Raw genomic sequence first — 22222 nt, 5'->3', positions numbered from 1 at the left:
ATTTATGCCGCGTTTGCTTTTGTAGGGATGTTGTTGCTGTTTGGTACTTCGTTTTTGTTTTTGCGGCCCCAGACATGAGCTCTGAGGTAAGGGATGACCCAACGGTCCAGACCGATTTTGCCGGCGTTGAGTGCGGCGACGACGATCAGGATTTCGGCGATGATCAGGTACGGGTTAGTGCTGACCGTTCCCGAGAAGAGGAAAGCGAAGTTCATGACCATGCCCATCAGAGCGGCGAAAGTGGTGAAAGTACCGAGGATGAGTCCCAGGCCGACGGCGAATTCGCCGATCGGAACCAATACGTTGAACAGTCCGACGTTCGGGATGGCGAAGTGTTCAAGGAAGCTTGCCCACATCGGCTGTACCGCCGGATGGTCGCCGCCCGCTTGAGCGAGCGCGCCTTGCAGGAAGCCCGAAGCGTCGAAGCCGCCGCCGGTCAATTTGCCCCATCCGCCTTCGATCCATTTGAAGCCGATAAAGATGCGAAGCGCAGTCAGTAACCACATTGCCACTTTGTTATTTCTCAGCCAGTTGTTCATTTTTGCCACTCTCCTAGAGTTTTATTTGGTCGCTTTTTGCAGCGGCTCTTTTTGTTTTTGGTAAGTGATCTCTTCCATGGCTTAATCATAAATTAAATATAAAATTTTAAATGTGATTTATATCACAAAGTATAGATTAAATTTAAAATAATTTTTGTGCGAGCAAAAAATACCCGTTCCTTTAGGAAAGGGGTTTAGGTTTTCGAGAAAGTTGTTGGTGCGTGGGAAGCGCGAAGACTGCGAGAGAAATTCGTTCCGGTCGCGTGTTGAAATCGGGAAAAAGGATTGAAGTTTTATTTGTATTTTCCCGATTTCAAAGGCGATCACTAAGCATATGCTCCCGAAGTGGCTTTCTTCGAAAGCCTTCACCTGCACTGAATTTCTCTCTCCGTCTTCTCGCTTCCAGGCGCGGCGAACGTTCTCGGCACCTAACCCATTTTCCAAAAGTAAAGGGTCTTTTCGGTTGCTTGTAGTAGGAAGAAGAGTTGACTTACGCCTGATTGCGCAGGGAGCCGAGGATCATATCGATGAAGCGCTGCGAGATGCTTTGGCGAGGGGCATCGATGAAGGTCGTCGTAGGCGCTTGTTCGTGAGTATATGGAAGTTCGGATTCGGCGGGTGTGCTCGGGACGCCAGACTCCTGATTGATTCCGCGCGCGAGGCTGAGCTTTTGCAGCAATCCCATCATGGCGGTGAAGACGAATTCTCCGGTTTCGTATAGGTCGAGGTCGGCGCGCAGAGAACCGTCGCGGATACCGGCTTCAAGCGCGGCGTTCAGGAAGTGATGTTCTTTTTTGGATCGGATAAAAGTCTCGTATCGGTCCAGCAGCTTCTGCTCGGGCGGGTACGCGTCGTAATGGAGGTCGAACAGCAGGATGAACTTCATATAAGCCTTGTTTTCCGCTGCGTACAGGCTCCAGGCTTCAAGCATTCGGCGGAGCCGCGAGATTCCGTTTGCTTGCGGATCGTCAGCAGCCTGCACAAAGTCGGACATATGCTCCAACGCCCGCATTTGAACGGCGAATACGAGATCTTCGATCGACTCGAAGTGCTTGTAATACGTCACGCGGCTTACGCCTGCCCGTTCGCAGACGTCTTTGACCGCGATGCCCGGAAAGCCGTGCAGTAAAAACAACTCCCGTCCGGCGTCGATCAAATCTTCATGGTTTTGGTGTTTGCGATGCTGGTGCCAGGTCTCACTCATGGGCAATCTCCCGTTCCTGCGCCGACCGCATGCTGCGTCCCATCGTCAAGGCAAGCGCGGCCAGCAGAATCAAAGCCCCCAAAATATAAGGTAAATTCAGTTGGACGTCAAACAGCCATCCGGCGAATAACGGACCGATCATGCTGCCCAAGCTCATGTAGGTGGTATTCAGCCCGGCTGCATAGCCTTGACGGTCTCCGGCAGCGTTGGCAATCAACGTGCCTGCCGTCGGGCGCAGGAACGCGTTGAACGCGAAAAATAATGCCGATACGGCCAGCAGATAGATCAGGTTGAACTTGACGAGCATCAGCAGCAGGGCGACCGCGGTCATGACCAACGAAATGCGGATCAACTTCATTTCGCCGAAGCGACGAACCATGCGATCCAGCAGCCAGACCTGGCAGATGATCCCGATAACCGCTCCTAACGTAATGACGATGGAGATGCTGCGGGCGTCGAAGCCGTACTTTTGCTGGACGAACAGCGCGTAGACCGTCTCGTAGTTGACCAATCCGAACGTCATGACCAGCACCAACAGCAGATACCGGAAATAAGGCGTGCGGAACGAGTCGGTGATTTGGCGGACAAAAGGTTGTCGTTTGCGGCGTCCGGCTGCTGTTCGATGCTCGGGAGGAAGCGTCTCGCGCAGCAGCAGCGAGAGCAGCGTCGCCAGCAGTCCGAGTCCGGCGGCGCAGTAATAAGGCATGCGGATGCCGAATTCGGCGATCAGGCCGCCGAGACCGGGACCGAGCACCATGCCGAGGTTCATCGACGCGCCGAGATAGCCCATGCCTTTGGCCCGGGTCTCGGTCGTGGTGCTGTCGGCGACGTAGGCCATGACCGAAGGAACCATCAGGCCCAGACCCATTCCTCCGATGAAACGGGCGATATAGAGGAGGGTTAGCGTATGTCCGATAGCGAACAAATAATCGGAGATGACGGTGAGGAACAACCCGGCGATAATCAACTTTTTCCGGCCGAATCGATCCGATAGCTGCCCGCCGATCGGGGAGAAAATAAATTGCGCGGCTCCGAAAGCCGCCACGAGGTAACCGGCGGCCGTTCCGGCAGCACCGAACTGCTTCAGGTAATCGGGCAGGATGGGAATGACCATCCCTTGTCCCAGCAGCGCGATGAACAAGTTGAGCATCAGCACGAACATGGGAAGTCCGATCTTGTTTGATTGTCGAGGCGAAAGGGTGGAAGAAGACATGGGACAAGCTCCTTTTATATGGTTTACAGTGTGTAACTATTATGAGCTTGATTAGCATACTCCTTTTTTTCAAAGAAGTAAATGTCATCAAATTCAAGATTTTTAGTGGAAAATATGACAAAAAGGGTAACAGGAAGTATACCTATTCACGGAGCAATCTCGATATAGTAGATGCATAATCCAGCTTTTTGAAAAAAAGAGACGCGGGAGGCTGCCAGGATGAACGAATTCAAAACACGGCTCCTTACCATTGAACAGAACCAGCGGAATTTGCTTCGCGAAACGCAGGAACTGCTCAAGGAGTACGAATCGAGCGATTTGATCCACGAGAACGAAAGGCTTCGCCGCGAAACCGAGGAAGACAGGTGCAAGCTGAACGAACTTCGGCAGGAATCCGCAAAGTTGAAAAAAGAAAACGCGGATCTGCGGGTATCGCTCAGCGAACAGATTTTGGACGAGAAACTGAATATTTTGCGCTTGTCGAACCGCAAGTTGGAAACGTATTTTGCCGGCGAAGACAGTTTGCGCAAAAATCGCCTGCGGCAGTTCGAAGAGACGACGCGCGAGCGGATACATAAAATGATGCAGGCTTCGCGTAAATTGACCGACGGGGAGCAGCAGGAGTTCCGGGCCAGATTGGACGAGCTGTCCATGCATTTGGAACGCAGTTTGGAGCACCAGCGAAGAATGCAGGAAGAAGCGGATCGGCGCACGCTGGGACCGCTTAACGAAGAATATAATCGGATGACGGACGAAGGGGTCGACGAAGCGACGATCCAGCGCCGTATCCGGCAAAACCGCCTCGAAATGAAAATCGGTCTGAACTGGATCAACAAGCTGGCGATTCTGCTGATTCTGATCGCGGTGGGATTGGCGTTCAGCTACGGTTACTCCAACTGGTTCAACGATTATGCGCGCGGCATCGCTTTCTTCGCGTTCGGTGCGCTGCTGCTCGGAGCCGGAGAGTTTCTGTATCGGAAAAACCGCCGGACCTTCGCGCTCGGGCTGCTCGGAGGCGGGACGGCGGTGTTGTACGGATCCATATTCTACAGTTACTTCCTGTTAGGAATCATCGGTATGTTCGCGGCATTGGGTCTGTCCGTGCTGGTCACGCTGACCACCGTCCTGCTCGCCCTGCGCTATGATTCGAAAACGATCGGCGCGTTGGGACTCGTGGGCGGTTATCTGCCTCTGTTGTCTTACGGTTTGGCGGAAGGGTTGGAAGGACCTGCCGTGTACGCGGCGATGGTGTATCTGTTCCTGCTCAACCTGCTGCTGCTTCTGGTGTCGCTGCACAAACGCTGGACGTCGGTCGCTTACGTCAGCTTTATTTTGAATACGCCGGCCATGCTGCTGCTCGTCTGGCTGGCGGACAGCCGTTGGATCGGCGCCGGATACGCGTTCCTCACGTTCTTGATGTATCTCGGCTCGACGCTGGTTTATCCGCTGCGCTTCAAGCAAAAGCTGTCGGAATGGGATGTCGTGCTGCTCGGCGTCAATACGTTCGTCGGCTGCGGCGTGATGTACGCGCTGCTCGAGTCTTCGGGAGCGATCGAGTTCCGCGGACTGCTCGCCCTGCTGTTCGGTCTGCTGTATGCAGGACTCGGACGCCTTGCGGAGAAGTTCGTGCCGGAGGAAAAGAATACGCGGCTGTTGTTTTACGTGACCGCGTTGATTTTCGCCGTCTTGATCGTACCGTTCCAGCTCCAATGGGAATGGGCGGCGCTCGGCTGGTTGGCGGAAGCGTTGGCGCTCTGCATCTACGGAAGCCGAAGCGGTTCGAAAATGCTGGAAAGAGCGGGTTGGGCGGTGCTTCTGCTCTGCATGCTGGCCTTCGTACTGGTTGATCTTCCGCAGCACGGTCTGAGCCTTCTGATGGCAGCAAGCGAGAATTCGGGCGTCTTCATGATCAAATACACGCTCATTACGCTGGGAACGCTCGGCCTGTCGCTGTTCTACGTATGGGAATGGCGCAAGAACGGCAGAGCGGAGGGCGACGCAGCTGCCGTATCCGACGGCCGCGCGCCGCGCGGAAGCTACTCGTCCGAAGAACGCTATCTGCTCATGTTTATCCGGTATGCGGCGATCCTGAACACGTGGTTCTACGGGCTGTATGAAGCCTTTTACTTCTATGATCTGCTGCGCTCGTCTTCGGACACCCATTATCTGTTCTACAAAGCGCTGCTGGCGGCAGGCGTCACGGCGCTGCTGTCGCTGGGCATCGCCCGTTTCCCGCTGATCCAGGATCGGATTACGAGAGCATATGCGCAGATTCAGTACGGCGTAAGCTGTTTTATCGGGATCGCGCTCATGCTGACGGTTCCGGTACTGCATCGGGATCGGAGTCTGAACGGAGCAGCCGACTATATCGCCTTGTCGGTGCTGCTGGCGGTGAACGTCCTGATTTTCTGGAGCGTCAGCCGACGATTGCAGCATGTCGTGCGGCGCCACCCGGAAAACGGAGAATGGTATCCGGTCGGGATCGCGGTCTATGGTCTGATCATGCTCAGCGCATTGCTCGGCGTACAGCTGCACGTGGAAAACGCGGGCATGGTTTACAGTCTGGCGTATCTGCTCGTGGCGCTGGCGTGTATCGTATACGGGTTCCGCCGCCGTTATGTGTACATCCGGCGCATGGGCCTTGCGCTCACGCTGCTGTGTACGGCCAAGCTGCTGGTCTTCGACCTTGGACTCAATAGCACGGGCAGCCGCATTATCGCGTTTTTCGCTGCCGGATTTATACTGCTGGGCATCTCGTATATGTACCAGCGCGTATCGAACCGTCTGGAAGAGGAGGCGGCAGGGAAGGAGAAGGACGATGCGGAAGGGGAGAACTGATCGAAGCCGGAGCAGAGCAAGAAGCGTCGGGAGTCCGTGGATGAAAAAAGGACCGGCTGCCGCAAGCGCGATGCTTGTCCTGCTGGGCTCGCTTGCATTGCCGGGGACGCCCGACTTCGGAGGAAACGCTTCTGCGGCGAATGCGCACGTGCGCACGGTGAAAGCCGCGGCTGCGACCGTATCGACCATGCAGGCCAGACCCGCCGAAAACAACGCGGAAGCGTCGGACAGCTGGGCATTCGCCAAAGAAATTCAAGTCGCGCAAGGCGCGCAATATCAGGCGCTGTTCTTGGACCCCGACATTTACGGACGGGCTGAAGAGAATTTGGGCGATGTGCGTATCGTCAATGCGTCGGGGCAATTCATGCCTTACTATATGGACTCCGGCGAGGAAGGCGAGCGGGGCTTGGATCGCGAATACCCGCTGGAGCTGATCGATCGCGCAGACGGGGAAAAAGAAATCCGATTCGACTTTCGCGTCGTTCAGGCAGCGGACAACGAAGACGTTCGCGGCAGTCGGTTAACGTTCTCGCTGCCGCAGGCTTCGTTTCTCAAAAAGGTCAGCTTGGACGGCAGCTACGACGGGCAGCGTTGGGAAGCCGTGACCACGGGCGAGCTGTATTCGACGGGCGAAGGCGCGTTCCGCAATGTCATTGAATTGAACGAGCCGGCCAAATACGGGTATTATCGGGTGAAGGTACCGAAAGGACCGGAGCCGTTTGATCTGGAAGGCATGGCGCTGATCGACGTGGGAACCGCAGTGAGCGGGGAAGACTTCCGTCGGACGAAGGAGATTCCTTTCAATGTGGAGTCTTCGTCGGGCATGTCGGAAGTCGTGATGTACAACGCGGACAAGCTCCGGATCGATCGGATCAAGCTGAATGCCGCCGCTTCCGACGGTTCCAGCGGATTCAGCCGCGCATTCTACGTGAACCGGGAAAAAGGAACCGGAGCCAACACCCGGATTTTATCGCCCGGCCGACTCAATCGGCTTGAGCTTGCAGGATCGACGGTCGACGATACGGAAATATGGTTGGCCGATCCGATCCGCAATGAAAAGCCGATGGTCGTGATCAACAACGGCGAAAATCCGCCTTTGGACATCGCTTCGATCGAGATCGGATACCGGGTCGACCGATTGGTATTCGAGGATACGGGAACAGGTCCTTACCGTCTGGTTTACGGTGCGGAAAGACAAGAGACGCCCCAATACGACATCTCGGCTTTCCGCACACAGATCGAACAATCCGGCCCGGGCGAAGCGACGCTCGGCAAAGAAAACGCGTCGCAGTTCGTGCCGCCTGCCGCAACCGAGGAAAACATATCGGGAACGGACACCGGAGACGGCCCGAAGGTCGGTGCGAGCGCTTCGCTTCAGATTACGTTCAACTTGGTTTTGGTCGCGGTTGCTTTGGTGTTGATCGTATTTTTAGGGAAGAAGTTGAAGAAGAAATGAAGTTCTTTTCGGAAGAAGATTACCGCAAGACGCAAATCGGCGGCATGTTGGCGTTCCCGCTGAGCCGCGAAGGTTGGGACGAGCATTTGGAATTTATGCGCGAGATCGGGGTCGACTACGAAGTCCAGGCCAAAGCAAGTCTTGAACGCAACCGAGGGAACATGCTGGCTTTGTTGCCTTCGAGCTTGCATCCTTATATTCACGACGGAACGATCAATCGCCCGTATACGCCGCCGGATTTGGCAAACCTGATTGCAAATTGGAATCAGGAACTGCGGGATCGCAATCGCGAACGAGCACGGAAATGGAGCGAAGCTTACGAGTCGATCAAAGATCGGCTTCCGTCCGGCGCCGTCGAACTGAGTGAACGCTCGCTGCATGACGCGCATTTTGTATCGTGCGAGCGTCCGGCAACGGAGCATCTGCAATTGACGTTCGGGCAATCCGGAGCGGGTGAAGGCGATGAGGTAAAGATTCGTTTGTTGTTCACCGGCGTCCGCTTTGCGGATCTTCCGCAAAATCTCGAACCGGCGGATTGGTACATGCAGGAGTTCGAGTTGATCGACGGAGGCTTCGCGGTTTCGATTCTGTTAGAACAAACGCGCGGCGAAGTCGGATCTTTCGTCGAACTTCGCATCGAGGCGGAGGATTTGAGCATGGAAAGCCTTTGAATTCGCGTAAAATCAAATAGCGCGCGGAAGAAGAGATTTGGCTTTTGCGGGCCGAATCTCTTTTTATATGCCAAAATGGTCGCAGAACTCAGAATCGGGATGAGGGATGAAGCGTAAGGTCAAACTGCGGTAAGATAGATGCAAAGATACGGAGGAGGAGAAAAGATGACCGATCAAACCCAAAACACCCTGGAATCATCGAAAGAAGCAATCAAAACCCAACTGCTGAACGCCTACAAGTTTCGCCACGCGGTAAAAGACTTCGACCCTGAGCGTAAAGTCACGAAGGGGGACTTCGACTTTATTTTGGAAGCGGGCCGCTTGTCGCCGAGCTCATACGGCTTCGAGCCGTGGAAATTCGTCGTCGTGCAAAGTCCCGAGCTGCGTGACAAGATTGCCGTACATGCAGGCGGCGCGCGCCGCCAATTGGCATCCGCCAGTCACGCGATTCTCGTTTTGGCGCGGCTTCCGCACGAAATGGTCGCGGACTCCGAATACATCTCGCATATGCTCAGCGACGTGCAGCGTCTGCCGGAAGAAATCGCGAAGATGAAGCGAAGCACCTACGATGCTTTCTTGCGTACCGGCTTCGCGCTGCAAGACAACGAGCGCGCGATGTTCGAATGGGCCTGCCGCCAGACGTATCTGGCTCTCGGCAATATGATGACGGCTGCCGCCATGCTCCGGATCGACTCCTGCCCGATGGAAGGCTTCGTGAAGCACGAGGTGGAACGCGTGTTGGCCGAAGAAGGCCTGATGGACGACAGCCGCTTCGGATTGGCTTGCATGGCCGCTTTCGGCTATCGGGCAGGCGATTCGCCGACGCCGAAAACGCGGCAGCGGACGGATGAAGTGGTGGAGTGGCGGTAGGTGGCATTTTGGCAGGCACAAGCCATGTATAATTCGCTCCAGCAAATTTTAACGGAACGAGGAGGCTCTTAGAGAGTCATTTAGGCGTGTTTGAATATGTAACGGAACGAGACGACGCTTAAAGCGGGATTTTCTTGTTTTTTGGCTGAAAAACCCTGCTTTTGAGCGTCTAAAGGATATGCGATCCGTTAGAGTTTTGGAAAAGGCCGATTCACGCTTTTAACGGATATGCGATCCGTTAAAAGCGACGGAAATTCCTGAATCGAATCAAACGAACGTAATTTTACGCCTGCCGGAGATAAATCCCGAATGTGTTGACCATGTTCGCGATAGGGAGCATTTGCGACAGCACCGATAAAGGAGGATGCCACGATACGGCATCCTCCTTTATTTTTTACCTGATTCGATATAAATCCAGTACCTTGTCAATGCTACAAGTAAGGTTATGCCCGCCTGAAACCCACTAGAACCATGCGCGTTTCAAACGAACGTAAAACTGCAATTTATTCAAGACAAGATACTAGTCTGATCATTTTCGCTTCGGTCGGCCGCTCAAGGATCAAGTATCGGCTTATTTTGCCGGGTACACGACTTTCCACGTATCGCCGCCGTCCCGCGTGCGTGACAGATAATCTTGCCCGTTCGCCGTGCGGCCGACGGCATAGCCGTTGCCGCTCGCAAAGTACTCGGCGAAGCTTAGATCGTACCCCGCATCCGGTTCGGAGGCGAACGACTTGCCTCCGTCCCGGGTGATCATCAGCCCGCCGTCGATCGGCCCGGCTCCCGGGGAAGCATAGATCCAGCCTTTTTTTCCGTCAATAAAAGAAAGTCCGACCAACGTAGGGCGATGACTGCGAAGCTTTGCGTACATTTTGGTCCACGTGTGTCCGCCGTCCGTTGTTCGGTACAGATCGCCGGCCATCATGCTGATATCGTCGGTGAGCACAAAGCCGTTTTTCGCGTCCGCGAAGTCGATGGCCGCGCTGCGAAGCGAGCTGCTGTCGCTGTTGTCTTCATCGGTCGGGCCGGCCGCAAGCTGTCTGTTCCAGCTGCGACCTCCGTCCGCGGTATGCAGCACAGCGACGACATGATCATCGATAGCTCCTGTATGGGACGGCATCGTGCCTGCAGCCCAGCCGTTTTGCGCATCGGAGAAGGAGAGGTGTTCCGGCACGAATCCGGGTTGATTCCAAGCGGAACCGGACCAAGTGCGTCCGTCCCGGGTCAAAAGAAGTTGGTTGCCTACGATCGCGTAGGCGCTCTTGTTCCCCGTGACCACGACATTGTTTTGCGGAGGAAAAGAATCCGTATACGTCCCGGCACGGCTCCATTGGGTTTGCCAGCTTTTCCCGCCGTCTGCCGTATGCAGCAGGCGGGCACGCGAATAAGCGACGGTTCCTGACGTTTTTTTCGATCCGTCGTAGACGAGGGCCCAACCGCTATCTGCGCTGGATAAACCAAGTCCTGCCGCATATTGTCCGGGCAATTTCTGCTTGGTCCAAGAACGGCTGCCGTCCCGGGTAACGAGCAGACGAAGCGGCTGCTTCTGCGTTCGAGAATTGCCGGCGCGAACGACCCAACCGGTTGTCGCGCTCAGAAATTTTATTTGCTGCAGCTGCATGAATTCCGTCGACTCTGCCGTTTCTGCCGTCGTATCGATCCGGGAATCTATCGTTGTGCTCGGTTGGGCAGAGGATGAAGCGGAGAAAGACTCCGACCCTGTACTCGTAAGGGTACGTGCTTCGTTTGCATGTGCGGCTTCTGCCGTGTGACCGGGCGGCAGCCCGCTTCCCGCGGCAGCAGCCGCGATCAAAAGACTGCTTGCGAGCAGAGGGAATAGGGTCTTGCGGTTTGGCTTTTTCATCGGTTCAGCTCCTTGTCGTAAAAACGGTTCGGTTGGAAAAATCATCCTCTTCATTTTCAAGCTTCAGGGCAGACCGTTCAACCGCCTTTCTGTTACCGGGAGCAGCAGTTTTGTAACCTTGTCCGAAGCTACAACAATCCCTCGATCGTGCCGTCCGTCTCCAACCGCATCCGCGAAGCCGCCGGAACCTTCGGCAAACCCGGCATGGTCATCGTATTGCCCGTCTCGACGACCACGAAGCCGGCGCCGGCGGATAGCGATACGCGCGACACGCTGACGGTAAAGCCTTCCGGCGCGCCGAGCAGAGACGCCCGGTCGGAGAACGAATACGGCGTTTTCGCCATGCACACCGGCAGTTCGCCGAAGCCGCGCCGTTCAAAATCAGCCAACGCTTTCGAAGCGGCCGGCGCGTAAGAGACGTCGCTTCCGCCGTACAGCCGGGTCACGATCGTTTTGATTTTGTCTTTGAGACTCAGCGAAGCTTCGTACAGCGGCGCGTGCCGCGAAGGCTGCTGCTCCAGGATCCGCATGAGACTTCGGGCAAGCGCTGCGCCGCCCGCAGCGCCTTCGGCCCAAACGTCGGACAGCTCGGCCGCGACGCCGAGTTCGCGGCAGGCGTCGAAAATCAAGTGCAGCTCGCTCTCGTAATCGGCGGCAAAATGGTTGACCGCGACCAGCACCGGCACGCCGAAAGCTTGAAGATTGCGCAGATGCCGATTCAGGTTGTCCATGCCTGCCGCCAAAGCCCGCGTATTTTCTTCGCCAAGCTCCTTCGCCGGCACGCCGCCGTTATATTTGAGCGCCTTCGCGGTCACGACCAATACGGCAGCATCCGGTCGAAGACCGGCCTGGCGGCATTTAATATCGAAAAATTTCTCCGCGCCCAGTTCGGCCCCGAAACCCGCTTCCGTCACGACCACGTCGCCCAGTTTGAGCGCCGTCTTCGTTCCGATCACGCTGCTGCATCCGTGCGCGATATTGGCGAACGGCCCGCCGTGCACGATCACCGGCGTTCCGTCCAGCGTCTGGACAAGATTCGGCTTGATCGCGTCTTTGAGCAGAATCGCCATGCCTTCCGCCGCGTCCAGCATAGCCGCCGTAACTGCCTCGCCTTCCGACGTATAGCCGACCACGATTCGTTCCAACCGCTTTTTGAGGTCCGCGGCGTTCTCGCTCAGGCAGAGCACGGCCATGACCTCCGAAGCGGACGTGATCAGGAACCCGCTCTCCTGCGGCAGTCCGTTGCCCGCGCCCAAGCCCGTCACGATGCTGCGCAGGCCGCGGTCGTTCATGTCGACGGCGCGTTTCCAGACGACCTTTTTCGGATCGAGGCGCAGCGCGTTGCCTTGGTAGATATGATTGTCGATCAGGGCCGACAAAAGATTATGCGCGGACGAAACGGCATGCAGATCGCCCGTGAAATGCAGATTGATGTCTTCCGCCGGCACGATCTGCGCCTTGCCGCCTCCTGTCGAGCCTCCTTTCATGCCGAAGCACGGTCCGAGCGACGGCTCGCGCAGCGCGGCGACCGCGTTCACGTCCAGCGCTTGCAGCGCCTGCGTCAGCCCGATGGTGGTCAGCGTTTTGCCTTCGCCGGCCGGCGTCGGATTGACCGCGGTGACCAGCACCAGCTTGCCGTCCGGACGGTTCTTCCGTTCTTGAGTCAGCGAAGGATTCATCTTCGCTTTGTACTTGCCGTAGAGTTCCAGATGCTCTTCGTCGATGCCGGCTCTTGCGGCCACTTCAATAATCGGTTTCATGCCGTAAACGTACCCCCTGCTTTGCAATGATGCGAACAGGGGTATTATCGTCGATCGCCGCCGGGGATGCAACGGCGTACGTCACGCCTACGCAAGCCGCCGCTCGAAGGCGAATGCTCGATTTGACCTGCGCGCGCTTACGAAAAGACGCCCTCACCTGTTTGCGCATCAAAAAAGCGAATCCCGGAATGACTTCCGAGATCCGCTTATCATTCGTTTGCGCCGTAACTGCAATAGCTCCGTGCTTGGGCTGAAGGTTGTTTTTCAACCTGCCGCCGCGCCGCCTTACTTCCCGATCCGGAACAGATCGAACCCGTCGATTTCCGCGTAGCCGTCCCCTTTGGAGAACCGGATCGTATGCTTGCCTTTGGTCAGGCTCATTTTTTGCGTGGAAGTTCCCCAGTTGTCCCAGCCCTGGTTGGTCACGTAGAAGTCGCTCGGCGTCCCGCCGTCCACGGACAGCTTCAGCGTCGACCAATTGCCGCCCGCCGTGCCGTTGCCCGTGCGCGCATAGAGGACGTACGTGCCGTTTTTAGGCACGTCCACGTCGATCTCCACATAGCTGTCCGGCGTATCGATATAGCCCACCTTCGCGCCGCCCGAGCTGTCCGGATGCTGCGACACTTTCGCCGTTCCGGCCAGCCGTCCGTTTTCCGCTTCGTACCGGTCGCGCTCCGGCTCGCCGCTCGGCAATTCGATCGGCGCGTTCGGATTCACCGGTTCGCCGAAGTTCGGCGTTTTGTCCGCATTCCACGTGAAGCGCTGCGCCCGGACTTCGCGATCCCAGCCGGAGCCCTGACGTTTGGCCGCATGGTAGACGATCCAATCTTCGCGTCCGTCCGGCGATTCGGTGAAGCTGGCGTGGCCGGGTCCGTAAACGCCGTTGCCGCTTTTGAATACCTGGTCGGGCCGCTTGGTCCACGAAGCCGGGTCCAGCAGGTCGGCGCTTTTTTTGGACGTCAGCAGGCCGAGCGAATAATCGTCGGTCCAGCTGCCGCTGGCGGAGTAGACCACGCTGATATCGTTGCCTTTGGTCAGAATCTGCGGTCCTTCGTTGACGAACGGCGTATGGTTGGTTTCCCAATTATGTTCCGGACGCGCGATCTCGACTCTCGGCGAATCGATCGTCCACGGGTTGCTCATATGCGCGATGTACAGGATTTGCTGCACGTTTTCCGTGCCTTCCCAGCCCGACCAGATAAAATACAGCTCGCCGCGGGCTTTCAGCACGGTGCCGTCGATCGCCCAGCGGTTGGTGGAATCGGCGATCGGCCCTTTGTCCGTCCACGTGCCTTTCGTCGGGTCGAGCGAACGGTTCTCCATCACGTACATGCGATGGTTGGCGTTGTCGCCGTCGTCTTTCGCGTAATAGATATACCAGGCTCCGTCGATATGATGCAGCTCGGGCGCCCATACGTTGTGCCCGCCCGTTTCGATCACCGTCGTCTCGCCCGCGTCGATGCCGGTCATCGTTTTCGATTTCCACAGCGTGACGTTGTTTCCGGTCGTTTTGGTGTAATAGTAGTAGCCGTCGGCGTGCCGGTACATGAACGGGTCCGCGCCGTCCTGCATGATGACGTTGTAAAAGTCGGTTTTCGTCGTCGAAGCGGCTTTTGCCGTATCGAAAGTGCCGCCGCTGAGCGTCGTGCCGAGCAGCATGAGCGCCAGCCCTCCCTTAATCCACGTTTTGCTCTTCATTTCTCCGTCTCCCCTCGAGTAGTCTTCCATAGATAAGCGCTTACAAAAGCCTCTTCGTGCATGGTGCGGAAAAGTACGTCTTCACCGTAACGCAGCCGCAACGCCTTGAACAGGACGGATCTTTGGAGCGACCTGTCTTATTTTTTGAAAAAAGCTTTCTTTTGCGAGGGAATGGACATATTTTTAGGTATAGACGGTATTTTGGGGAAAAAGTCGAAAAGCGTCGCTTTCGCGGCATTTGGATTTACAATGGAGAAAAAGCGGGAACGGATCGGATAACGGAGAGGAGAAACGCGATGCGCCGTTCGGATTTTTGGTATGGGAAAAGGACGCCGCTGTGGCTGGTGCCCGTGCTGATCGTCGGGGTGCTGCTGCTCGGGCTGTGGTTGACGGGCGAAAATGAAAGCGGATACGAAAGGCCGGCCGCCGCGGAAGAAAAGGTGTCGATCGAGTTCTGGACGCCGTTCAGCGGAGGAGACAGCTCGTTCATGAACGCGCTCGTGGCGAAGTACAACGAAGAGAATCAAGACGGGGTGGCGGTGCGCATGAACAACAACAAGCTGGACGACTACTACGCGAAGCTGTCCACGGCCATCGTGACGGGCGAAGCGCCGGATATCGCGATCGTGCACGTGTCGAAGTATGCGCAGTACGTGCCCGCGGAATTCGTATCGGTCGTCGGGGAAAAGGAAGCGGAGGAAGCGGGCGTGGACTGGGACGGCTACAATCCGAACATCCTGCGCAAAACGGTCGTGGACGGCAAACATTACGGCGTGCCGCTGGATGCCCATTTCGGCGTGCTCTATTACAACAAAAAATGGCTGGAGCAGGCGGGGTTATACGAGGACGGGATCGTCAAGATGGGACCGGGCGAAGAAGGCTTTGCCGTTTTTTTGAAAAAGCTTCGCGACGAAGTGCCCGAGGACGTGGCCCCGCTCGCCGTGCCCAACATCCGCATCGACTCGCTGTGGCTCTGGTGGTCGCTGTACAGCCAGATCGACGGAGGCGGCAAGCTGTATGACGAAACGGGCACGCGTGCCCAGCTGAACGAACAGGCGGCGAAGCGTTCGCTCGATTACGTCGACTCCTTGTATCGCCAAGGCTTGATTCCGCCGGACATCAACGACGCGACCAGCCAGTTCGCCCGGGGACGCGCGGCCACGCTGTTTCTCGGCGTGTGGTCGATCGGCTTGTTCGAGCAGGCCGACGATCTGGACTTCGGCGTGATGCCGCTGCCGCAAATTTACGACCATCCCGCTTCATGGGGCGACGCGCACACGCTTGCGCTGCCGGCCCGGGCGGACGCCGATCCGGCAAAAAGGCAGGCCGCGCTCAAGTTCGCGGACTGGCTGACGCAGCACGGCGACGTTTGGGCGCAGGCGGGGCATATTCCGGCGTACGAAGCGGCCGCGAATTCGCCGGAATTCCTGGCACTGCCCCGCCGCGAAGATTACGTGAACGCGGCCGACGACGTCGCTTATTTCCCGGACCATCCCAAGCAGGGGAGGATCAACGACGAATTGGTCGCCGAGCTGGAACGGCTGTGGTCGGGCAGCCTGACGGTCGACGGCCTGCTGAAGCGGATCGGGCCGAAAATCGACCGGATTTTGGAGGAGTAGCCTATGCGGAAGATCGCGGCTTATTGGAGAGACCGATATTGGAAAGACCGGGGTCTCGCGTTCAAGCTGATCTGGATCAATCTGGTGCTCATTGCCGTGCCGCTGCTGTTGTCCTCGCTGCTGAGTGGGATCGGGTACTCCAAGTCCACGCAGCGCAACGTAGGCACTTACCAAGCGGATGCCGTGCGGGAATTCAGCGCCAATCTGGACATCTATATGAACGAGCTGGCGCTGCTCACGACGCTGCCTTACCAGACGCCGGATCTGCTTGATTACCTGGAACGCCGGGACGCGGAGCAGTCGACGCTGTACGAGGAACGGAAGCTGTTGGAAGATTTCATGCGGCGCATCCGCGTGAACGGCCGGGTAGACACGATCGGGATCACGCTTCAGGCGGAAAAGGTGCGTTCCTACGTGGAGCCGCCGGACAGCCCGGGGCGTTTCACCGAAGGATACGATCCCGATCTGAGCGCCTTTTTGTCGCAGGCTTCGTCCGGCCTTGCCGTGTTCGTCAGGCCGCACGCCGTGCTGTCGGACAACGGCTCGACCTACGAAGTATTCTCCGCGGTGCGCGTGATTCGCAGTCTGGAAAGCGGCGAACCGCTCGCCATTTTGAAAATCGACGTGCCGGCGAACGATCTGAACGAACGGATCGCCAATCTGTCGGGCAGCGGGGAACGCTCGGTCGCGGTGCTGGACGGCAAAGGCACTCCGATCTACGAAAACGGAAACTTTCCCGACTCTACCGGCAATCTGGGCGCGTATCGGGGCGAAGGCACGGTCACGCTGGGCAGCGGCCGCTCCGCCGTGCTGATGACCTATGTGACGTCGCCGGTGACGGGCTGGACGGTGCTTCAGGCGGTGCCGCTGAGCGTGCTGCTCAAGGATGCCGAGACGGTCAACCGGCAGATGCTGCTGGTCGGGCTGGTCTGCCTGGCCGCGTCGATCTTCGTATCCGTGCTCTATTCGCTGCGCATCACGCGGCCGCTTAGCGTGCTGCGGCGTTCGATGAAGCGTGTGGAAAAAGGCGAGTTCGGGCTTTCGATCCCGGTCGAAAGCGAAGACGAGATTGGCCACCTCAGCCGCACCTTCAACCTGATGGTCTCCCGGCTCGGCAGCTTGACGTACCGGCTGTACGAAACGGAGATTCGCGAGAAAAACGCGGAGATCGCGTCGCTGCAAAGCCAGATCAATCCCCACTTTTTGTACAACACGCTGGGTTCGATCAGCATGTACGCGGAGCTTGAAGGCAACCGGGAAGTCGTCAGCATGACCAACCATCTGAGCGCCCTGCTGCGCTACAGCATGGGCGGAGGACGTTCGGAAGTGACGATCCGCGAAGAAATCGAGCATATCCGCGGCTATCTGGCGATCCAGAGCATCCGTTACGAGGAACGGCTGCGCTACAAGATCGAAGCCCGGCCGGGGCTGCTGGAGCAGCCGATCATCCGGCTGACGCTTCAGCCGGTGGTGGAGAACGCGATCGTGCACGGGCTGGAGCGCGGAAGCGGCGAAGTGGCAATCGGGATCGCGATATCGGCGGAGAACGGACAGGTGTTCATCGCGGTCGAAGATAACGGTCCGGGCATGGACGACGAGGCGCTGCGGCGGCAGAACGCCAAGATGGAGGAGGGGCTGCTGCCGGACGGGCCCGGCGGTCACGGGCTGGTCAACGTGCACCGCAGGCTGGCGCTCAAGTACGGCCGGGGGTTCGGCGTTCGGTTGGAACGTTCGGCAAGCGGCGGTATCCGCGCGAACATCATGCTGCCGCGCGCAGCGGAAGAAGAATCGGAAGAAGGGAGAGAGGGCCATGGATAAACGAACGGTATTGGTCGTCGACGACGAAGCGATCTTTCGCAGAGGACTGCGCCATCTGATCGGCACGTCGGGCAAAGATTGGGAAGTGGTCGGGGAAGCGAAAGACGGCCTCGAAGCGTTGGAGGAGATCGAGCGCCTGAAGCCGGAGCTGGTCATCACGGATATCCGCATGCCGCGCTTGGACGGGATCGGTCTGCAGGAGCAGATCCGCGAGCGTCACCCGAATATTCGCTGCTTCGTGCTGAGCGGTTACAACGATTTTCGTTACGCGCAAAGCTCGCTGCGTTACGGCGCCCGGGATTACCTGCTTAAACCGGTAGACAAGGAAGAGCTGTACCGGGTGCTGGATCAGGTGGAGCGCGAGCTGCTGCAAAAAGAAATGCAGCAGGAAAAACGCCTGCCCGCGCAAATCGCCGCCGCTTCTTCCGAAGAACGCGAACGGCTGCTGGACGGGCTGGTGCGCGGCGAACTGCCGCACGCGCGTCCGGGCGAACTGCGGAGAGCCGGCATCGAATTCGAGCGCGGCATCTACTGCCTCGTCGTCGAGCTGGACAAAGACTCGGTCGAGCGGACCCGTTACGAACGGCAGGAAGCGGAGCTGTTCTCGCTGTATATCCGCCAATTCGTCGAGGAAGCGCTGGCCGGCGTCCGAGCGGGCTTTGTGTTCCGCCGCGGCGAAAGCGTCGTGGCGCTGCTCGACGCCGAAGTCTCGGCGGAATCCCGCGAAGAGATCGCGGGATTGTCCCGGCATATCGCGGCGAAGATCCGCCGCGAAGGCAATCTGACGATCACGATCGGGATCGGCGGAGGCGTGCACGGCATCGAAGAAGCGTCGAAGTCGTACGGCGAAGCAAAGATCGCATTATTGTACCGGCTGACGTCCGGGGGCAACCGGGTGCTGCTGTACGAAGATCCGCCGCGCCAGGAAGCGTCGTCGGCCAAAACGCCGCTGACCCACCGCGGCTATCTGGAGCAGGCGCTGCTCGAAGGCGGCGACGACGATCTCGGCGAACGGGTCCGCGAAGGCATCGAGCAGTTGTGCGGTTCCGCCGCCAGTCCCGGCGTCATTCACGAGCAGGTCTGCCGGATGCTGCTCGAAGCATACGGCTTGGCCGTCGACCGCGGATTGCAAAGCGATTGGCCGGAAGGCCGCGATATCGGCGGAGCGCTGCAAGGCGCGCTCGCGATCAGCTCGCGAACGGAGCTGGCCGCCTACTGCGCCGGACTGCTCCGTTCGCTGCAAGCGCTGATCCGCCGCAGCGACGAAGGCGGCGGGATGCACGCCGTGGACAAGGTCGTCCGGCATATCGAGGAGCATTACGCGGAGCCGATCACGCTCGGCAGCATGGCGGAGCTGGTGTATCTCAACGCTTCGTACTTGAGCAGCCTGTTCAAAACCCGGCTCGGCCGCTCTTTCGTCGAGATTCTCACCGCCGTTCGGGTACGCGAAGCGTCGAAAAGACTGCTGCATACCGACGACAAGATCGCTTCGATCGCCTACGAGACCGGGTTCTCCAATATCCGTCATTTCAACCGCGTGTTCAAAACGGAAACCGGACGCACGCCCAAAGAATTCCGCGAGACGCTGCGGCCGGATCGGGCGAAGGCGTGAACGGAATCCGGTCGGATGAAAAAGGCGAGCAGGACGGAAGCTATCGCTCAGGCGGCAAAGCGGGGAATCGGGTGCAGCGGGACTCGTACCTTGTCAGCGCTAAAAGTAAGGTTACGCTTGTCTGAGATTTCGTACCTGGAGCGTGCACAAAGTCTCTAACGGATCGCATATCCTTTAAACGCGTCAATCCAGCCTGTTTTGGATTTTAACGGATCGCATGTCCGTTAAAATGCCGAAACAGGCTTTTTTGCGCTCTAAAATCACCTTCATTCGCTTTAAGCGCCGCCTGAATCCGTTAGCCGTTCAAAGTCCCCGAAAAAGGCTTCTAAGCACCGCCTGAATCCGTTAAATGTTCGCGGAAGCCCGGGAACGGCAGCGCTACCTTATATCGGCACGGCTTGTCGGAACGAAACCCAAACATATGTCCACTTCCCCTAAAGAAGCGTCATTCAGTCCCGCGTCGTTCAGCCTTATGATTGATTTGTAAGCGTAATCAATAAATGTCGCGGGGTTAGTGGGCACTCGAATCGGTCGGCACTTCAAAAAGTTCGACAAAGATTCAAAAGCATATCCATAAGGGAGGTTTTACGATGAGAAAAAGACATCTGTTCCAAACCGCCGCATTCGCGTTGACGCTCATGCTGCTGCTCAGCGCCTGCGCGGCGGGAGGCGCCGGCACAAGTTCGGGCACGACCGGAACGACCGACGCCGGAGGCGAGGGCGGCGAAGCGCCGGCCGGCAAAACGACCATCTCGTACTGGACGCCGTTCAGCGGCGGAGACGGCGAGTTCATGACCCAGATGATCGAGAAGTTCAACGCGGAGAACCAAGAGATTCACGTGGAACAACTCGCGAATCCGGCAGCGGATTATTACACCAAGCTGCAAACGGCGATCGCGTCGGATCAGGCGCCGGATCTTATGGTGCTGCATTCCTCGCGGATGCCGCAGTTCGTCCCGTCCGGCTTCGTGACGCCGCTCGACGACTTGGCCGCCGAAGCCCAGCTCGATTGGGGCGAGTTCAACCCGACGATCCTGGAATCGACCGTGTACGACGAGAAGCATTATTCCGTTCCGCTCGATACGCACGCGATCGTCATGTATTACAACAAAGAACATCTGGAGAAAGCGGGCGTGCTCGGCGAAGACGGCAAACCGGTCTACGACCAATCGCCGGAAGGCTTCACCGAGTTCCTGACCAAGATCAAAGACGCGGTGCCCGCCGACGTCGCGCCGCTGGCGCAGCCGGACGTGCGGATCGACTCCTACTGGATGTTCTGGGCCTTCTACAACCAATTGGCCGAAGGCGGCATGTTCTACGACGACGGCGGCAAAGCCGCGCTGAATAATCCGCAGGCGCTGCAAGCGCTGGAATACGTCGACGGCCTGTACAAGTCGGGACTGATCCCGCCGAAAATCAACGATGCCGTCAAGCTGTTCCAGGACAAACGCGCGGCGGTGCTGATCACCGGCGTATGGAGCACGGGCGCTTTCGAAAGCGTCGAAGGATTGGACTTCGGCGTCGTACCGATGCCGCAGATTTACGACCAACCTGCGACTTGGGGCGATTCGCATACGCTGGCGCTGCCGAAGCACGGCACGGAAGATCCGGCCAAGCAAAAAGCCGCGCTTATCTTCGCCAAGTGGCTGGCCGACAACGGCGAGCTGTGGGCGAAAGCCGGCCATATCCCGAGCGTGACCAACGTGCTGGAATCCCAAGCCTTCAAAGACATGCCGTACCGCAGCGATTACGCGGCTTCGGCGGACTTCGTCAAATACTGGCCGCGCAACGAAAAGCAGGGCCAGGTCAACGACAACGTGGTCAAAGAATTCGAGAAAATGATGGCCGGCAAGCAGGACGCGAAAACGACGCTCGAAAAAGCGAACGCGGCGATCGATAAAACGACGGGCCAATAAACGGCGGATCACGAAGAAAAGCAAGCGAAAAGGCGGTCCCGCCGCGGACCGCCTTCCTTGTTTCGAAGAACGGTCCCGCGGTGCGGCAGCCGAAGCTTCCGTTCGAGATCCGTCGGGACTATGCCGCATCATCTTCGCTTTTCCCGTTACCGGGTTTTCCGTTCGTATCATCCGTATCCGAAAGGGGCGACATCATGGCTACCAAAACATTGACGGGCGGCAAAAACACGGGGGCGAGCGCCCGTGCGCCGCGAAGCTCGCTGCGTCGGCAGGGCTGGGTCACCGGCGTCCTGATGGTGCTGCCGTACACGATCTTTTTCCTGCTGTTTTCGATGATTCCGATCCTGTACGGATTCGGCGTCAGCTTCTACGATTGGTCGCTGCTCGGCGACAAGACGTTTATCGGCCTGCAAAACTACGTCAACCTGATGCAGGACGAAGAGTTCCGCACCAATCTGCTGAACACGGTGCTGTTCACCGTCGTCAGCGTGCCGCTGATTACCGGGGTAGGCCTTTTGCTGGCGGTGATGGTGAACGGCATCCGCAAAGGGCAGGCGTTCCTGCGCATTTCGTTCTTCATGCCCTACGTGCTGTCGGTATCCGTCATCTCCAGCATCTGGGTCATCTTTCTTCAGCCGTACACGGGTCTGCTGAACCGGGTTCTGCGCGGCATCGGATTGATCAACAGCGAAATCTTCTGGCTGTCCGATTCGACGCTGGCCTGGGCTTCGATCATTATGGCGACGCTCTGGTGGACGATCGGCTTCGTGTTCGTGCTGTTCCTCGCCGGTCTTCAGGACATTCCGGAATCGTATTACGAAGCGGCCGGGCTGGAAGGCGCCAACCGCTGGCAGACGTTCCGCTATATCACGTTCCCGTCGCTCTCGCGGGTAACCGTGCTGGTCGTCGTGCTCCAGACCATCGCTTCGTTCAAAATTTTCGGCCAATCCAAGCTGATCACCGGCGGCGGACCGGCGGGCGCGACCAAAACGGTCGTGTTCTCGATCTACGAAAACGGCTTTCAGACGTTCCAGATGGGCTACGCTTCGGCGATCGCGTTCGTGCTGATGCTGGTCATTCTGGTCATCTCGCTGCTGCAAACGCTGCTGATGCGCAGATTCGGCGAATAATCGGAAAAGAAAAA

General features: G+C 57.7%; 16 protein-coding genes. 9 read left to right on the top strand and 7 right to left on the bottom strand.

The genetic code is table 11. The features are described from left to right. Positions 1–2: 2 nt before the first annotated feature. The 3 genes from HRQ63_RS18380 to HRQ63_RS18370 all read right to left on the bottom strand — a co-directional run bounded on the left by HRQ63_RS18380 (position 3) and on the right by HRQ63_RS18370 (position 2956). Complete coding sequence (locus HRQ63_RS18380) at positions 3–539, bottom strand: DoxX family protein (RefSeq protein WP_172246482.1); 537 nt, start codon at positions 537–539, stop codon at positions 3–5. Positions 540–1029: 490 nt separating this feature from the next. Next, complete coding sequence (locus tag HRQ63_RS18375) at positions 1030–1743, bottom strand: TetR/AcrR family transcriptional regulator (RefSeq protein ID WP_172246480.1); 714 nt, start codon at positions 1741–1743, stop codon at positions 1030–1032. Then, entirely contained in the window at positions 1736–2956 is a 1221-nt protein-coding gene (locus HRQ63_RS18370) for an MFS transporter (RefSeq protein WP_172246479.1), read from the bottom strand. The genes HRQ63_RS18375 and HRQ63_RS18370 overlap by 8 nt, the downstream gene beginning before the upstream one ends. Before the next feature lie 219 nt (positions 2957–3175). Here HRQ63_RS18370 and HRQ63_RS18365 point away from each other — a divergent pair, with 219 nt between their 5' ends. The 4 genes from HRQ63_RS18365 to HRQ63_RS18350 all read left to right on the top strand — a co-directional run bounded on the left by HRQ63_RS18365 (position 3176) and on the right by HRQ63_RS18350 (position 8791). Further along, positions 3176–5794, top strand: a complete 2619-nt coding sequence (locus HRQ63_RS18365) for a DUF2339 domain-containing protein (RefSeq protein WP_172246477.1) — start codon at positions 3176–3178, stop codon at positions 5792–5794. Between the two features lie 40 nt (positions 5795–5834). Further along, a complete protein-coding gene (locus HRQ63_RS18360) occupies positions 5835–7250 on the top strand; it encodes a DUF3999 family protein (RefSeq protein ID WP_172246475.1) in 1416 nt (471 codons plus the stop codon). Continuing rightward, positions 7247–7921, top strand: coding sequence for a DUF4085 family protein (locus HRQ63_RS18355; protein ID WP_172246473.1), 675 nt, complete (start codon positions 7247–7249; stop codon positions 7919–7921). The genes HRQ63_RS18360 and HRQ63_RS18355 overlap by 4 nt, the downstream gene beginning before the upstream one ends. A 165-nt stretch (positions 7922–8086) precedes the next feature. Beyond that, positions 8087–8791 (top strand): NAD(P)H-dependent oxidoreductase, encoded by a 705-nt coding sequence (locus HRQ63_RS18350; RefSeq protein ID WP_172246471.1) that lies wholly within the window; start codon positions 8087–8089, stop codon positions 8789–8791. A gap of 571 nt (positions 8792–9362) precedes the next feature. Here the strand turns inward: HRQ63_RS18350 and HRQ63_RS18345 are convergent. From HRQ63_RS18345 to HRQ63_RS18330, 4 genes are all read right to left on the bottom strand, one after another. Beyond that, positions 9363–10655 (bottom strand): WD40/YVTN/BNR-like repeat-containing protein, encoded by a 1293-nt coding sequence (locus HRQ63_RS18345; RefSeq protein WP_172246469.1) that lies wholly within the window; start codon positions 10653–10655, stop codon positions 9363–9365. Positions 10656–10783: 128 nt separating this feature from the next. After that, positions 10784–12415 (bottom strand): formate--tetrahydrofolate ligase, encoded by a 1632-nt coding sequence (locus HRQ63_RS18340; protein WP_172246467.1) that lies wholly within the window; start codon positions 12413–12415, stop codon positions 10784–10786. After that, positions 12399–12683 carry a hypothetical protein gene (locus HRQ63_RS18335; RefSeq protein ID WP_172246465.1) on the bottom strand — a complete coding sequence of 95 codons (285 nt, stop codon included), beginning with the start codon at positions 12681–12683 and terminating at the stop codon, positions 12399–12401. The genes HRQ63_RS18340 and HRQ63_RS18335 overlap by 17 nt, the downstream gene beginning before the upstream one ends. A gap of 17 nt (positions 12684–12700) precedes the next feature. Next, positions 12701–14113: a family 43 glycosylhydrolase gene (locus HRQ63_RS18330; protein WP_037286703.1), complete on the bottom strand. Its 1413-nt coding sequence runs from the start codon at positions 14111–14113 to the stop codon at positions 12701–12703. A 296-nt stretch (positions 14114–14409) separates the two neighbouring features. Here HRQ63_RS18330 and HRQ63_RS18325 point away from each other — a divergent pair, with 296 nt between their 5' ends. The 5 genes from HRQ63_RS18325 (at position 14410) to HRQ63_RS18305 (ending at position 22208) form a co-directional block, all read left to right on the top strand. Continuing rightward, positions 14410–15732 (top strand): extracellular solute-binding protein, encoded by a 1323-nt coding sequence (locus HRQ63_RS18325; protein ID WP_172246463.1) that lies wholly within the window; start codon positions 14410–14412, stop codon positions 15730–15732. Positions 15733–15735: 3 nt separating this feature from the next. Continuing rightward, positions 15736–17550: a cache domain-containing sensor histidine kinase gene (locus tag HRQ63_RS18320; RefSeq protein ID WP_172246461.1), complete on the top strand. Its 1815-nt coding sequence runs from the start codon at positions 15736–15738 to the stop codon at positions 17548–17550. Further along, positions 17543–19162: a response regulator gene (locus tag HRQ63_RS18315; protein ID WP_172246459.1), complete on the top strand. Its 1620-nt coding sequence runs from the start codon at positions 17543–17545 to the stop codon at positions 19160–19162. The genes HRQ63_RS18320 and HRQ63_RS18315 overlap by 8 nt, the downstream gene beginning before the upstream one ends. Before the next feature lie 590 nt (positions 19163–19752). Continuing rightward, positions 19753–21078, top strand: coding sequence for an ABC transporter substrate-binding protein (locus tag HRQ63_RS18310; RefSeq protein WP_172246457.1), 1326 nt, complete (start codon positions 19753–19755; stop codon positions 21076–21078). Positions 21079–21272: 194 nt separating this feature from the next. Further along, on the top strand, positions 21273–22208 hold the full coding sequence (locus HRQ63_RS18305; RefSeq protein ID WP_172246456.1) for a carbohydrate ABC transporter permease: 936 nt from the start codon (positions 21273–21275) through the stop codon (positions 22206–22208). The last annotated feature ends 14 nt before the right edge of the window (positions 22209–22222 follow it).

The organism is Saccharibacillus endophyticus (genome assembly GCF_013185185.1).
In the GTDB taxonomy this organism is placed as follows: domain Bacteria; phylum Bacillota; class Bacilli; order Paenibacillales; family Paenibacillaceae; genus Saccharibacillus; species Saccharibacillus endophyticus.
The sequence above is the reverse complement of the archived record's forward strand: the minus strand, read 5'-3'. Positions and strand labels throughout refer to the sequence as shown.